This window comes from Paenibacillus sp. O199, from assembly GCF_001636635.1.
In the GTDB taxonomy this organism is placed as follows: domain Bacteria; phylum Bacillota; class Bacilli; order Paenibacillales; family Paenibacillaceae; genus Paenibacillus; species Paenibacillus marchantiae.
Window position 1 is genome coordinate 152,445 of record NZ_LGRP01000003.1, and the last position, 15,593, is coordinate 168,037.

A 15,593-nucleotide genomic window follows, 5' to 3' on the forward strand; every position below is an offset into this window, starting at 1 on the left:
GGTTAGATCGTCTAATCAAGTTTATAACCCACTCCCCATACCGTTTTAATATACTGAGGTTCTCGTGGATTCACTTCCAGTTTCTCTCGCAGATTGCGAATATGGACCATAACTGTATTATCCGAATACCCGTAAGGTTCTTTCCATACGGTTTCGTAGATCTTTTCGGAGCTAAATACTTGTCCAGGATGGCTGGCAAGCAGCACCAGAATGGAAAACTCCAGTGGAGTTAGTGGAATGTCATTCTCCTTTAACTTCACGGAATGTTTACTTGTATCAATGACAAGGTCCTTGATCAGGATAAGTGAATTGAATTCTGCTTTGCCAATCAGTGTTTGGCGTCGTAGCTGAGCCTTAACGCGAGCTAGTAATTCTAACGGATTAAACGGTTTGACCATGTAATCGTCAGCCCCGGTAGTCAGGCCTGTAATTTTATCTATGTCCTCTTCTTTGGCGGATAGCATAATAATGGGAGAGGTTGATACTTCTCTTATTTTGAAGCAGGCTTTGATTCCGTCCATAATGGGCATCATGACATCGAGTATAACGAGCTGGACCGATGTAGTTTTGATAATATTTAGTGCTTCTTCACCATTGGCGGCTTCAATGACCTGATATCCTTCGTTACGTAAATAGACATGAATGACATCACGGATGTCGGGTTCATCATCAACAATGAGAACGGTACTCACAATCCAACACTCCTTTTAGACTGTTTTAAATAAAATTTTAAATCCTTATAAAGAGGATAATATCAGTGTAAACCATAGCCTGAGTTGTTTAAATTGTTTCCTTTTTGCGACAGACATAAACGAAGGCAGGAGGGACATTCAAGGGCACTAATTCTATCTTTTCGATGATAAACTTTTCGGATAGTGTTTTTTTCATTTGAAGCGAATATTGAAAGGCGATAAATAACCCCTCGGGTTTGAGCGCCTTATGGATCTGGTCTACCAACGTATTCCTCAATTCAGACTCAAAGTTGAAGAAAGGCAACCCGCTAAATACACAGTCCAGTTGCTCAACGCCCTCTTGCTTCATGGATTCCACTAATCGAGAGGCATCTGGATAACAGGGGAATGAAGGGTATTCAGTCTTTAGATTATTCCTCATCGTCTCGTTCATCTCAAACAATAACACTTGGGTCGAATCTTGTGCCTGTTGATGAATATAACGAGTGATGGCACCTGTGCCCGATCCGAGTTCGGCGACTGCTTTTACCTCTAGCCAAGGCGCTTGGTTCACCATTTTGTTAGCGAGAAACCGGGAACTGGGTATGATGCTACCAACATGTTTTGGGCTTTGAAGAAAGCTTTTCAGAAATAAAATAGGTTCATTGGAATTCATTGTTTGTGGTTCCTCCGTATACGTGATGGTATTTTATCAAATTCGATCAAAATTTTAATAAATGAAGCATTGATAGAATGGGAGCGCCGAAGTAGATTCCCGCTGTAAAATACGTTATGGTCCAAAGCAAAGCACTGGAATATGAAATGAGAGCAAATTTCCGATACTGAACGCCGCTCAGTCCAATGACCAGAGGGAGAACATATCGCACGATTGGAATGAATAAACCGATGCACATCGCCCAATTGCCACTCTTATTCAGAATCAGTTCAGCCTTAACGAAGTGTTTATTATGTTGAAATTTGTGTTTTATCTTGGGCCCAAATAACTTCCCTGCAAAATAAGCAAAGGTAATGGCAGTTAATAGTCCTGTTAAAATGCAGAAGTATGTGATACATGAGCTGATAACACCCGTGTGACTCAAAATAGCACCACTGATAATCGTGATCTCATTCGGAATTGGAATGCCAAATGGCCCTAATGAGAAGGCAAAATAAAAAATCAGATATCCATACTGATGTAGTAGCTCTAAGATCGTATTACTGATCATTGTTTTGCCTCCTCTCTTGTCGATATAGAAATCATAATGAAAAAAACTAAGGAATTAATAAGCATAATTCTGAAGAAAATCTAAAGATTACATAAGCAAAGCGATACAACTACGGTACGTTCAAGACAAAAAAGCCTTGCCAACTTACTGGCAAGACTTGATAAGGTGGATATATTCCGGAGCGGTGATCAAATGAGCCGGGCATACCGCAATAAAAGCGAGCTCAGTTTGATTACCGATGTTGAGGATAACGCAACGAACAGAAGTTGCCTGCGTATAATGGCTGTTTGGAAAAATATGAAAGGAGTTGAATGAGGAGGATGACAGCATTATTTTCACATAAGCCCGAAGGTTACGAACGTCCATTTTGTCGTGTTTGGGGTATCGAGCGACCTAACCAGGGGACAAAACAAAGGAATATCATCTATCAGAATGAAAAGGTAACGGCTTTTATAGCGAGCAAATGGTGGCCAAACAATAAAGGACATGTTCTTGTTGTTCCGAATCAACATTTCGAGAACATCTTTGACCTCCCTGCGGATTACGCTGTTGAAATTCACCGCGCGGCGCAGCTTACAGCATTTGCAATGAAAAGTACATATGGATGTAAAGGGATTTCTACGCGCCAACATAATGAGCCTGCTGGCAATCAAGACGTGTGGCATTATCATCTCCATGTTTACCCTAGATATGTGAATGATCAACTTTATCTGTCAAAGGGTTCTCCATCCGATCCAGATGAACGCGATTTCTATGCTGATAAGTTGCGTTCTTGGATAAAGAAAAACATTTAAGATCTAGGATAGGATGATAACTCTAGTGGGAAATGAATCTAAGATTACGTGGGCCCTACAAGAGAAAAATAAGGTTGTTTCAGTAAGCTAACAGGAAACGACATCTCAATAAAACTAATGAGCAGTCTGCAGTTCTGCAGGCTGCTCATTTGATAAAAAAAGAAACGATGTATGACTTCGCTCCTGGAGAGGGGCTAGGCATAAATCGTTATAATGGGGGATTACTCCAGCCTACATATGCTACTCTAGAACGTATTTGGCAATGGTTTCACTCATGTGGATATAGAATGTATTTGCATCGTGAAAACGAACATCGGCTTGGTGAAAAAGTGCGTCATCGATTACAAAAGAGTTTTTTATTTTTAGTGTATTAGAGTCCAGAATATAGTAGGCGGCTTTCTTAGGCTCCGGTTTAGATGAATCATACCAAGCTTGTGTTTTGTCGACGGCTCCGAAGACAATGCTCTGATCATTTAGTCGTTGTAACAGTCCTTGTGCAGGTAAATCAGTAAACGTCTTGGTCGCAATCAATTGATTGTTAGTATTGTACAGACTAAGCTTATTTTTCTCTTGAATCAGAAAGTTATTTCCTAAGGATACGTAAAAAGAATCGTACATATTATGCGCATACGTTGTACCGAAAACGGCATCCTGTGCTGGCTTAGGCAATGGTCTGATCCATTTTTGTTCCCCGTTAGGCTTGTAGCCGTGCAAGGTTTCCACTTCCATCTTTGCATCGTAAATGGGAACAATCACAGTTCCGCCACTTAGAACTTCAAAGTCAGCATGCACAATATTGACGTGATCCTGCGGTTGGACAGCGGAAATAATCTTCTTTCCTGTAGGAATGGAGTAAATATCAATTGTCGTCGTGTTTCTCGGAGCATCAGAATTTAACAATCCGACGTAGTTCCCCTGAATATGTCGTACGTGGCCAGGAAACTCCCTTTTGATAAGCGGCTTGCCTTCCTTTGTATAAAGAGTAATCACACTGGTGTCTTTTGTGAAAGTAACCACGGCTATGCGCCCATCTTCTAGGACATTGAATTGAAAGTGCTCTTTGAATGTTTTGACCCAGCGTGGCTTGTTATTTGAATCCAGAGAGATCAACTGGTATACCTTCTTGTTACCGGAATTTACCTCATCGAAGTAGTAGACGTCACCGCTCTGATCTATTTCAAACGAATTGTAGAGCATAGGCGATTTATGAATCCACTTCTGTTTTCCAGTTTTGTCGTCTATCGCTAATAAGGAGTGTACGGATTTAGTTTTGCCGGTAGAGCGATCTGACTGATACAAGAATGTATATGCAGTTTGAGAGTTAGTCTGTTCTGACACGATAGGGTAGACGATATTTCCTGTGAAATAATAGTTCTTACTATGTATTTGGGTTGTCGTATCGGTAGGTACGTCATAGGTCCACTCTGGCTTTGGAAGTTGCTTGTAATCAGAAGCGAGAGTGGGGACAGGGGCTAAGGAAATAGTAAGGAACGCTGTTAGAGTAGTGATTAGAAATGTACGTTTGGTGATCCTTTTCATGATATGAGGTCCTCCTAGTCACGATGTAATAGCTGATATTCTTCTGAAAATTGGATGATCTTGTCTGGTTTATAGCTTCTCGCCACATCAATGGGAGATTTACCTCTTAAATCAGTGACATGGATATCTGCTCCGCGATCTATTAAGTACATCTAAATATCTACTGGTTCTTTGCATGGAACCACCTGTTTGGAATAGTTCCATAATACAGCTAAAATCTTAAGCGAAAACTATAAACCCTACAATGTTTTTTTACATCCCTCCTTACTTTTGGTAAAATTAACCTTTAAATTATAACATATAACATATAATGTACATGCTTCCCAATCCGGAACAAAAAGTGGTGATGATTTAAAAGAGGAGGGCAATGCAAAATGGAATTCGAATTTGGGGACGTTTCTATTCTTCTCCCCCCTTTATACATTACAATTGTCGGAATCATTATTTTTTTCATTTTAGTAAGGTGGAGCAAGCAATTAGAAACAAGACGTTTTACAGTTTTCTTTTACTTTTTGATCAGTACTTCCATTATTCCAATTTTTTCTCGTTATACAACAGAAGGTGTCTTTCAGCTGTGGATTCCCTTAGGATTTATAGTGATCTTTCTGTACTTGTTTCGCAGCAAAAGATATCATCCATCTAAAATGAAAGCGAGTATTTTAGGACTTTCCGTAGCAATATACCAGTTAATTCTTCAATACTTCGGATAGATTTTGATAGTTCTCCTCCACTATTCAGGCTCAAAAAAGCAATTTTGTAGCAATAATTCATACATTTTAATGGGATGGAGCGGTTGATTGCATGATTTCCGAATTGTGTATAAGTATATTGAAGAGAAAAAGGCATGGACTATCCTGTGTATGCTTGTCGCAGGACAAGAGCATTATTACATTCAAAGCCGCTAATTATAGCGGCTTTTTTTGATTTAAGTAACTAAGTTCCTATCCAAAGATGAGCACAGTTACAAGGTAGAATTACAAAATTGTAAGGTGAATGTAAGTGGAATCGATAGCTAAGGCCATCCTGGCAGGATAATATTGGAACAAACGAAAATAGAAAATTTTTAAAAGGAGAATCGAGATGAGGCTGTTTGAACTGTTGCTTTTATTGTCAAACATCGGCTTGTTTGCATTAACATTCCTATTAAAGAAAGGACGGCGTAAGGTATTCATTGCAAGCGGAATCGCCACTCTTTTATTGGTCATTCATTGGACGGTGGAAGGATACAGAGTTCAACTATTTTTCTCATATTGCATAACGATCTTTTTTTTAGCCATTTCAGGTTATAGCTATTTTAGAAAAAACGGCCCCAAAAAAATCCCGCGATTCTTGTTGGGTTCAGCTTATACCGTTATAGCGATAATGCTGGTCGTAACAGCGGGTCTCATGTATGCTTTTCCAGTATTTAATCTACCTGAACCTACAGGCGAATTTAAGGTAGGAACGCAAACTTTTCATCTCGTGGATACTAATAGGGAAGAGATTTTCGACGAAGCCAGAGAGGGTAAGAGAGAGTTGATGGTTCAGGTATGGTATCCGGTTAAAGTTGGCACCAGCAAGTACGCTCCCTTTATTCCCGATACTCCAATTTTACGTTATATGGCCGCGAACTATGGCCTTCCTGAGTTTACTCTTCAGCACTTGAAGTACGTATCCAGTCATGCTTATTCGGGGGCCGAAGTCTCCTCGGCACAGACTTCATATCCGCTGATCCTTGCAAATCCCGGCTTTGGCTCGTCCAGGTTCCTCCATACGTCGCAAGCTGAGAATCTCGCGAGTCACGGATATATCGTGGCAGTGATCGATCACACCTACAATACAGTTGCAACCGAGTTTCCGGACGGTCGAATCACGACCAGCACAACCAACGACTTATTCTCTCCCGAAGATGATTACCGAACGGGAAGAGAAAATCGCGACAAGTTGGGAAAAGTGTTAACCGCCGATGTGGCGTTTACGCTGGACCAATTCGAGCTCATCCAATCGGGACAGATTCCAAGTCCTTTAAAAGGGAGGATTGATCTCGGTCATGTCGGGGTGTTCGGTCATTCCATCGGCGGAGCGACAGCCTACGACGCTTCTTACGATCCACGAATCACGGTCGGAATAGACTTGGATGGAGGGCTGTATCGACTGCGTGACAGCGAGGATCTGCGAAAGCCGTTTTTGTTCATCAACTCTGAAAGCTATTTCGAAGAATTAAACAGGGTGATAAATAATCGGGTCTACACTGATGCAGAGCTTAACCGGATGGGATCAACAAGAGAGTGGATGGATCAAGTAACGGAAGATAAAAAGTTGGAGCTTGAACGGATGCGCGAAACGGTTGACGAAGGAGGACAAATCCTCTATATCGAAAATACAGAGCATTTGAATTTTACCGACGTACAGTTCATTTCTCCGGTTTTCAATATGCTGGGCATTACAGGGAAGATTCTGCCAGAAAGAGCGAACTCCGTGATCAATGCCTATATGCTGGATTTCTTCGATATGTATCTAAAGAATCAAGGCGGAATCTTAATGAAAGGACCGGACAGCCGTTTTCAGGAGGTGAAGTTCGTAACCTCGCTATTATAAATTACAAACAGGCTACCGATTTTGATATGCTATTACGTACAACTCTTCTTCTATGACCCAAAGTTTGCGATATACCCCCATTAAGGCAGCAACGTTCACCAAAAAACGATTAGGGTAGGTGGCAACCATGTTTCGTGAGTTTTCACATGAAGATAGGGTCATATTTGAAGTAAAAGCCGAAGATTATAATTATGAGCAAATCATACAGGCAATCGACTACATCTGCCCAGATGAATATAGTGAAGCAGAAATTACGAGCTACTATGAATGTTTAAATTTTACGAAAGACCAAATTGAAGTTAATTTTAGTCATGTATTTGGAAGTCCAGAGCTATATCAATTTGAATTGTTTCCATATGGCTCTCATTCAGTAGAAAATTTGAGTCAATTAAGAGTGTGGTTACAAGTAATGGAGCAATATTTAAAACAATTAAAGTGATTTAAACCAACGTATGATGTGGTATTCATAAGGCTAACAACGTTGACCAAAAATAGAAGGATCATTTAGACAGACGATGATTTAAGGGAAGTGTCGAGAGACAAGAACATGATTCCATTGGAAGTCGCTATGTAGCGGCTTTTTGTTATGGCTTAAGCCAATTGAGTGCGTGAAACGAACTAAACAAAAAATCTCCCTGATCGGCAAAACCTCAGCCCCCCTTAGTAGTAAAATGATTATATCGGCGAGTCAAATAAATTTAAGTTGATATAAATTTTTTCTTCTTGGCAGCAAAAGAATTGAAACATATTAAACCGGAGCGTGGAATTGTTTAATTGATGATCCGAATGGAACAGTATATTTGTAATAAATCCGTATTGACATGAAGAATGTATTGCCAAATTGATATTTTAATGTAAAATGATTCGCAAATAGATAAGTTTAATTTCAGCAAGACTTCTTTTATTTACAAGAGAGGTTGATACCGAATTTATGAGACGACTTTGGGCAGATCACATCACTGAAAAATTCAATCGTTTGATATACAGCAGTTCATTCAAACAGAGAATTCGCTTATCCATCATAACTATGATAACGCTTGCAATTGGGGCGGTAGGCCTGACAACCTACTGGATTGCATCCAAAGAGCTCCAGAAGAATGCATTTGAGACTAGTCAAGAAACCGTAAACAAAACCACTCAGATACTGGATGATAAATTAACGGGGATCTCCAACTCCATTCGTTCACTGACTTTTAGCTATGCCTTCAAAGATATGATGCTGGATGTACAGAGTAATGATATCTCTAATTACTATGTGCATTTGTCAGAGCTCCAATATGTGTTTTCACAGGTTTATTTCAACGAACCTCTAATCGAAAGTATACTTATTGCCACGCCCATTGGAGATTTTTATCCTATTTCACAAAGACGTTCTCAGACACAATCCTTTTATGAATCCAGTATGTATTTCGATATGATTGAGAATTATGGAGGAAAGTGGATAAAAGGGCATTCTGATAAGTTTTTTTCTGGTAATAAGCGTGCTATTTCATTTGTTACAAAGGGAACTCAAGAGAATGTCCCCAATACAAATGTATACATTGTCGTGAATGTAAATGAGAGTGGACTAATAGGACTGGTTAACAAACATTCTTCGAATGATGACAGCGACTATTTTGTAATCGATTCCAATGGCGAGGAAGTCATCCGAACTTCATGGTCATCCAGCCATAATCTAATGAAAGATAAACCTTTCTTGTACAATGTATCTGAGAGCAATATGGGCTCTTTCTTTCATAATTTTGATGAAACGGATTACCTAGTCAATTACACAAGATCAACAGTTGTCAAAGATTGGAGTTTATTCGGTATTCAACAGAAGGATAAACTGCTTGAACAAATGAACGGTGTAAAGCGCACAACCCTTTATATAATGCTTTTCTTTCTGCTGTTCACTAGCCTTTTATCCAATAAACTAACGGCGCTGTTGCTAAATCCTCTATACAAGCTTCAACGACTTATGCGCGAGGTAGAGAATAACCGCCTGAATGTTCGCTTTGCCAGCCGTTCGTCCGATGAAGTAGCTCAGGTCGGTTTTCAATTCAATCGCATGTTGGATGAAATCAACAGACTCATTGATGATGTAAGGTTGAGCGAATCCGGAAAACGTAAGGCCGAGATGAGAGCTTTAACTGCGCAAATGGAACCACACTTTTTGTATAACACTCTTAATACGATTTACTGCAAATCCGTTCTGGGGGAAAATGAGGAAGTCAATGAGATGATTCTCTCCTTGTCCCAGATGTTTCAGCTTGGCTTGAGTGGGGGGAAGGATTGGAACACGCTGCAGGATGAATTGTTGCACGCACAGCAGTATTGTTTAATTCAACAAAAATGCTATGAAGGACTGTTTGTGTTTGAAGTTACTGTACTTGATAAATCTGTGCTGAACAGCCTTTTGCCAAAGATTCTCTTGCAGCCAATTGTGGAAAATAGCATTCAACACGGCTTTAAGGACATTACTTTCGGAGGTCAGATTCATATACAGGTGGACAGACAAAACAATTGGGTTCATTTGATTATTGAGGATAACGGTGCAGGCATGGATGCGGCTATGGTAAGTCAAGCGATGTTGAAACCGCCTGTCTCCAAGAAGGGTTATGCTCTGAACAATATCGTGAATCGGCTCAACCTATTTTATGGAGAAGAAGCACGAATCGAACTTCACAGCAGTCCTGGCAAGGGATCGAGAACTGACATTTGGATTCCGATTAGAGAAGGAGAAGTTGAATCATGATAGAAGAACTCCAACGGATTAAATTATGCATCATTGATGATATTCGAAGTGTAGTCGATATGATTTCTCAGAAGCCGCCCTGGGAAGAACATCATATTGAAGTGGTTGGTACGGCACTCGATGGGGAGGAAGGCATTCGCCTAATCCAAGAGACCAAACCGGATATTGTTCTTACAGATATACGGATGCCCAAAAAGGATGGGCTGGCCATGACGCAAGAAATTCTCGTAAACGCTCCTTTTACGAAAATTGTCATTCTCAGCGCGTATACCGATTTCTCATTTACGAGACAAGCGATTCGATTAGGCGCATTTGATTTTGTAAAGAAACCATTCTCTATAGATGAAATCATTCAGGTCGTGTTGAAAGCAAAGGCAGCAATCGAAGAAGAATGGCGGGAGCAGAGCAAGGCGATAGAACTGAAGCAACATGTAAGAAAAAGCTTACCTGTATTGCAGCAGGAGTATTTGTCCTTGCTAGTTCATCATAGGACGAATGCTGTCGTAGCCTTTCAAAAATGGCAAACACTCGGCATTCAACTTGCTCCTCAGAATTTCAATCTTTTTATTGTGGAGCTAGACCGTTTTATGGACAAATATAAAGCACAACCCTCAAGGGAAGTGGAATTGATCAGATTCAGCCTTCGAAATATTTTGGAGGAAACTATCGCAGCTTTTAGCAGTGGTGTTGTTTTTAGTGAAGCGTTAAATCGGTTCATCTGTCTGATCAATTGTGAAGATATGAGAATCGCAGAGCAGATTTCTGAAGCATGCAGATTAAATATTTATCAATTCACGAACTCTACCATCTCAATCGGTATTGGTAGTTGTGTAACATCTATCGATGAATTACCGGATTCATATCAACTAGCCTTAAGTGCTCTGGCCTATCATTTTTATACAGATGGTAATGGTGTTAACAGTTATTCAAGTACATCGGATGATGAGAAAACCTTGCTTCATTATACTGCGTCCACGGAGCACGAGTTTTTAATGGCTTTGCGCTCGGGCAATCGAGAAAAATGCCGACTTATTCTGGAGCAGATCTTTAACGATTTATTGCAGCGAGATCCTCTTCCCAAACCGCAACAAGTCGAAAACCTTTGTTATGAGCTGTCATCCAAGATATGTCGAGTCATGTTAGAACAATTTCCGCCTGATCGGGTGAAGAACCTTGAGAAGCAGTGGAACCATGTAAAGCGCACAGGTGTGGTTACATTTCAGATTATGCGGGATACGGTAAAAGAACTTTGTCTTGAAGCGTGTTCGTGGATTGAGCACGAGCGTTCGGATGAAACGACCAAGTTGATCTATCAGGCGAAGGATTATATATGTGCCAACTTGCATTTAAATTTATCACTTGATTTATGTGCAAAGCAGTTCAATTTAAGTCCCGGATATTTTTCGAATCTGTTCAAAAAAGTGCTAAATATTTCATTTCAGCGATTCGTAATCCATCAAAGAATGGAAAAAGCTAAAGAAATGCTAATCAATGATTATCAGGTACAGGAGATCGCTAGGGAATTGGGGTATGAGCATCGACGTTATTTTAGCGAAATTTTCAAGAAGCATACCAATATGACACCATCCGAATTCAAATTATATAGTACAGGGAAGATCAGTCCGCCTGTGGATCTGGCCTATGATCAATCATAACTCGAAAGATAGCCTTGTTTCCGAAAGTTTCGGATGCAGGGCTAGTTTTTTAATGACAGATTCATAAGAAAACCTGCCCTTGATGTGTGGTTTACCGCATTATGTAAACGATTACAAGAAACTATAATGAAGAAGAAAGAGAATAACAGATAAAAAGGGGAGGTAATACGAATGAAATTAAACAAGAAATTTCTTATGTCTGCACTGTGTATCGTGCTCACGGGAAGCCTAGCGGCTTGCAGTAGCCCTAAGTCCACAGATAAAGGAGCAAGCGCAGCGGCTAAAACCAAGATCACCTACTGGACTGGAGACCGCCATGATTCTGAGTTCGTGAAAGAAACGATCGATAAATTCAATGAAACCAATAAGGATAACATCGAAGTGGAACTGGTTATCAAGGGAGATGATTTCGATCAAGCGCTGGATATGTCTTTTCAGACCTCGGAACCACCGGATGTCATTCGTGTTAAAGAAAACACCATACAGACCTTCTATAAAAAAGGATTCCTAGCTCCAATTGACGAGTTTCTCACAGATAAAATGAAAGATACATTTCCTGTCATGGAGGATCTGAACAGCTTCGATGGAAAACGCTATAGCTTGCCGAACTATGGGACAACGATGCGTCTGATTTACAACAAAGAGCTTTTCGCCAAAGCAGGTATTGAACAACCTCCGACTACACTGAATGAGTTGGTTGAGGCAGCCAAGAAAATTACGCAAGTGGGTAAATCAAACGGAGCCTACGGTTTCGCACAGAATTTTAAAAATCCTTCCAGTGCCTTGGGCCGATCTGCCCGTGTTATTGCAGAAGTAAGTGGTTACGGCGGATATGGTTATGATTTTAAGACAGCTCGATATGACTATAGTGGCTTTAAACCCATCATGGAAGCATTTAAGCAAATCAAGGATGACGGAAGTATGTTGCCCGGTGTCGAATCGCTTGATATCGACCCATTGCGCGCCCAATTCGCTGAAGGGAAAATCGGGATGTACTTATCCTTTTCTGCTGAAGCGGGAGTCTACCAATCTCAATTTCCAGCTAAAATTGATTGGGCTGCAGCACCTGCACCATCCATTGACGGAAATTTCAATGGTGCTTCTGGGTTCTTAGGGGGCCAATGGTTGGCAATAAGTTCAGAGACCGAAAATAAGGAATCAGCCTGGAAGTTCCTGGAGTATATGTATAATGAATCTGTTCTTCAACAATATCAAGAGAAAGGCTTTGGCATATCCATGGTCCCTTCAGTAAGTGCTGTTGCAGCGAAACCGGAAGTTAAAGGCATAGAAGGTTTCCTGCCGAACAAGTACGACGGTGTCTGGCCGGTCTACCCTACAGTGCCGGTACACGGTATGAAATCTGACGATGCCTTCGTCAAGTACATTCTAAGCGGAGGTAATCTGGATACCATTATCAACGATTTGAATACTCGTTATAACGCTGCTTTGGATACAGCAATTGCGAGTGGAGAAGCGAAGGCCGAGCCTATTGCAGATTTCGATCCAGCGGAACTTGCAGGAAAATACGTAAAATAAAATAGAGGTGTTTAAAAAGGGTGGGGCACGCTCCATCCTTTCATTAAATCTTACAGAGATTGCAAGGAGTTGAGAGGATATGAATAAAGCAAAGAATCTAGCTTTTTCATACAGCTTTCTTTTGCCAAGCTATATTCTTACCATTGTTCTGGGCATCTACCCGATTATGTGGGCCATGAGATATATGTTCTACGATTACAAAGGGTTTGGGACTGCACGATTTGTAGGACTGGCAAATCTAGAACGCGTAATGACAGATCATCAGTTTTGGGATTCAGTATCCAACACGTTCGTTTATGCTGGAGGCAAGCTCCTGCTATCGATACCGCTCGCTCTGATATTGGCCGTCATCCTGAATTGGAAAATTAAAGGGAGAAATCTGCTGAGAGCTATTATATTTATGCCTACGATCATTAGTACAGCGGTTATGGCAGTCGTATTTTTCACCATTTTCAACTCGTATAATGGCATCCTCAATCAGTTCCTTCTGAAATATAAATTGATCGGCAGTGCTATAGATTGGCTGGGCGTTGATTATGCCATGCTGACGATCATCCTCGTTGCTGTATGGGGGGCGGTAGGCAATTATATGCTTTTGTTTCTAGCAGGGCTACAAAATATTCCCGAAGATGTGTACGAGAGTTCTGCTCTGGATGGGGCAAACAAATTCCAACAATTTCGTTACATTACCATTCCAATGCTGGGCCCTGTCATGCAAATGATCATTATGCTAGCCATCATTAATGCGCTAAAAGGTTATGAGAGTATTATGGTGATGACTGATGGCGGGCCAATTGGAAAAACCAATGTCATGTTCTTATATGTATATAAATTATTTTTCCCGCCTGCGGGTTCCACGGCATCTACACAAATTCAAGAATTTGGCTATGGTAGTGCTGTCGCTTTTGTCACAGCTGTTATTGTTGGCATCATCACGATACTTTACTTTTATGGATCAAAACGGATGAGTCATAACGAATAAGGGAGGAACGTTCATGAGAATTGCATGGAATACCGTACTGTGGGCGTTTCTGTTAATAGTAGCATTTCTAACGCTGTTTCCTATAATTATCACCCTGCTTGGTTCCTTTAAAACGAATGCCGAACTTACTGCCGGAGCGACTTTTCTGCCAGCTATTTGGCAGTTCACCAACTATATCGAAGCATGGAAACAGGCGAATTTTTCAACATACACACTAAATAGTGTATTTGTTGCCGTAGCGTCAACCATAGGAACATTAATCGTCTCATCCATGGCAGCCTATGTCGTGAACAGAATGGACTTTATTGGCAAAAAACTATACGTCAGCATCCAGGCATTTACTATGTTTGTAGCGATCGGAGCAGTCGTTCTTCGACCTCAATTCGAGCTGATGATTAAACTTCATCTGCATAATACGCTGTGGGGCGTAATTCTGATTCTGATCAGCACACATGCTTCGGCATTCTTTATCCTGCTCAGCTTCATGAACGGAATTCCTAAAGAGCTTGATGAGGCTGCACGCATCGATGGGTGCTCTCCGGGCAGAACATTCTGGAGAATCATTATTCCGCTGCTTACGCCTGGGCTCGGTGTGTGTGCCTTGTTTGCCTTCCGGGGAGCGTGGAACGAATACCTGATTCCATTTGTGTTTACGCTCAGTAAACCCGAACTGCAGACATTGACCGTCGGACTAGCCAATCTGAAGTACGGAATCGCCGCTGCTTCACAGACACACTTCATGATGGCGGGGGCGTGTCTGTCCATTCTCCCGATCCTTATTGCTTATATTTTTGCTAACAAATCCTTTATGCAAATGACTGCGGGCTCCTTAAAGGGCTAGTGGTATTCTTAACATCATCAGGAGGAATGGAAATGAATTCACCTTATATCGGAAAACTCGCATCAAGTTCTGTAATTAAACGTTATCTGAATAACCCGATTCTAGATGCTTCTCGCGTCCCATATCCCACTGCACTTGTGTTTAATGCAGGTGTAACGAAATTCAATGGAAAATATGTGATGGTTTTTCGAAACGACTATGGGTCTTTGGAGCAGCAGACGATCGAGGCTCATCATACAACAGATCTTGGTGTTGCCTTCAGCGATGACGGAATTCATTGGGAGGTGCAACCGAAGCCGTGTTTTAAGCTACATGACCAAGAAATTATTCGTGCCTATGACCCAAGGCTTACCGTAATTGACGGACGCTGCTATATGTGCTTTGCCGTAGACACGCAGCATGGCATCCGCGGTGGTGTGGCCGTTACCGACGATTTTGAAGAATTTGAAATACTGAGTTTGTCGACACCGGATTTGCGAAACATGGTACTATTCCCGGAGAAGATTGGCGGAAAATTTATGAGGCTTGAACGGCCTTTTACAGTCTACAGCCGCGGGGGAGTTGACCGATTCGACATGTGGATTTCAGAATCCCCGGATTTGAGGTACTGGGGAAATTCTGACTTGCTGCTTGCTGTTGAAGATGTACCATTTGCCAATGATAAGATCGGTCCTGCAGCTCCCCCCATCAAGACAGAGCAGGGATGGCTTACTACATTTCATGCCGTTGATATTGACCCTACAAGAGGCAAGAACGGATGGGAAACGTCATGGAAGAAACGGTATACAGCAGGCTTAATGCTGCTTGATTTGGAGAATCCCAAAAAAATAATCGGCATGTATCAGAATCCGCTGCTGGCTCCAGAAGCTAGCTATGAGATTGAAGGAGGATTCCGTAACAATGTCATCTTCCCAGGCGGAATGGTACTCGAAGATGATGGTGAGGTTAAGATTTATTATGGTGCAGCAGACACGATTGAATGTCTCGCAACAGCCCATATTGATGATTTGATCCAGTTATGTCTGAAGGGTTAAC

The 15,593-nt window shown here is 41.2% G+C and carries 13 protein-coding genes; 9 read left to right on the forward strand and 4 right to left on the reverse strand.

The annotated features are described in order from the left end of the window. Window positions 1-11: 11 nt before the first annotated feature. The 3 genes from A6049_RS05890 to A6049_RS05900 form a co-directional block, all read right to left on the reverse strand. Window positions 12-692: a response regulator transcription factor gene (locus A6049_RS05890; protein ID WP_079693707.1), complete on the reverse strand. Its 681-nt coding sequence runs from the start codon at window positions 690-692 to the stop codon at window positions 12-14. A gap of 88 nt (window positions 693-780) precedes the next feature. After that, window positions 781-1,347, reverse strand: a complete 567-nt coding sequence (locus tag A6049_RS05895; protein WP_063563742.1) for a class I SAM-dependent methyltransferase — start codon at window positions 1,345-1,347, stop codon at window positions 781-783. Window positions 1,348-1,393: 46 nt separating this feature from the next. Then, window positions 1,394-1,897, reverse strand: a complete 504-nt coding sequence (locus A6049_RS05900; RefSeq protein WP_063563743.1) for a DedA family protein — start codon at window positions 1,895-1,897, stop codon at window positions 1,394-1,396. A gap of 320 nt (window positions 1,898-2,217) precedes the next feature. Here A6049_RS05900 and A6049_RS05905 point away from each other — a divergent pair, with 320 nt between their 5' ends. Further along, complete coding sequence (locus tag A6049_RS05905; RefSeq protein WP_063563744.1) at window positions 2,218-2,691, forward strand: HIT family protein; 474 nt, start codon at window positions 2,218-2,220, stop codon at window positions 2,689-2,691. Window positions 2,692-2,931: 240 nt separating this feature from the next. On the opposite strand, the gene A6049_RS05910 is transcribed toward A6049_RS05905, so the two are convergent. Further along, window positions 2,932-4,230 carry a hypothetical protein gene (locus tag A6049_RS05910; protein ID WP_063563745.1) on the reverse strand — a complete coding sequence of 433 codons (1,299 nt, stop codon included), beginning with the start codon at window positions 4,228-4,230 and terminating at the stop codon, window positions 2,932-2,934. A 1,080-nt stretch (window positions 4,231-5,310) separates the two neighbouring features. Here A6049_RS05910 and A6049_RS05920 point away from each other — a divergent pair. The 8 genes from A6049_RS05920 (at window position 5,311) to A6049_RS05955 (ending at window position 15,592) form a co-directional block, all read left to right on the forward strand. Further along, complete coding sequence (locus A6049_RS05920) at window positions 5,311-6,807, forward strand: alpha/beta hydrolase family protein (protein ID WP_063563747.1); 1,497 nt, start codon at window positions 5,311-5,313, stop codon at window positions 6,805-6,807. Between the two features lie 127 nt (window positions 6,808-6,934). Continuing rightward, window positions 6,935-7,246, forward strand: coding sequence for a hypothetical protein (locus A6049_RS05925; RefSeq protein ID WP_063563748.1), 312 nt, complete (start codon window positions 6,935-6,937; stop codon window positions 7,244-7,246). Between the two features lie 492 nt (window positions 7,247-7,738). Beyond that, on the forward strand, window positions 7,739-9,544 hold the full coding sequence (locus tag A6049_RS05930) for a sensor histidine kinase (protein ID WP_063563749.1): 1,806 nt from the start codon (window positions 7,739-7,741) through the stop codon (window positions 9,542-9,544). Then, complete coding sequence (locus A6049_RS05935) at window positions 9,541-11,199, forward strand: response regulator (RefSeq protein ID WP_063563750.1); 1,659 nt, start codon at window positions 9,541-9,543, stop codon at window positions 11,197-11,199. The genes A6049_RS05930 and A6049_RS05935 overlap by 4 nt, the downstream gene beginning before the upstream one ends. A gap of 171 nt (window positions 11,200-11,370) precedes the next feature. Then, the gene (locus A6049_RS05940) at window positions 11,371-12,735 is read left to right on the forward strand and encodes an ABC transporter substrate-binding protein (RefSeq protein WP_063563751.1); all 1,365 of its coding nucleotides are present in this window, start codon (window positions 11,371-11,373) and stop codon (window positions 12,733-12,735) included. A gap of 79 nt (window positions 12,736-12,814) precedes the next feature. Further along, window positions 12,815-13,717, forward strand: coding sequence for a carbohydrate ABC transporter permease (locus A6049_RS05945; RefSeq protein ID WP_063563752.1), 903 nt, complete (start codon window positions 12,815-12,817; stop codon window positions 13,715-13,717). Between the two features lie 13 nt (window positions 13,718-13,730). Beyond that, entirely contained in the window at window positions 13,731-14,558 is an 828-nt protein-coding gene (locus A6049_RS05950) for a carbohydrate ABC transporter permease (protein ID WP_063563753.1), read from the forward strand. Window positions 14,559-14,590: 32 nt separating this feature from the next. After that, window positions 14,591-15,592, forward strand: a complete 1,002-nt coding sequence (locus tag A6049_RS05955; protein ID WP_063563754.1) for a glycoside hydrolase family 130 protein — start codon at window positions 14,591-14,593, stop codon at window positions 15,590-15,592. Window position 15,593: the final 1 nt, after the last annotated feature.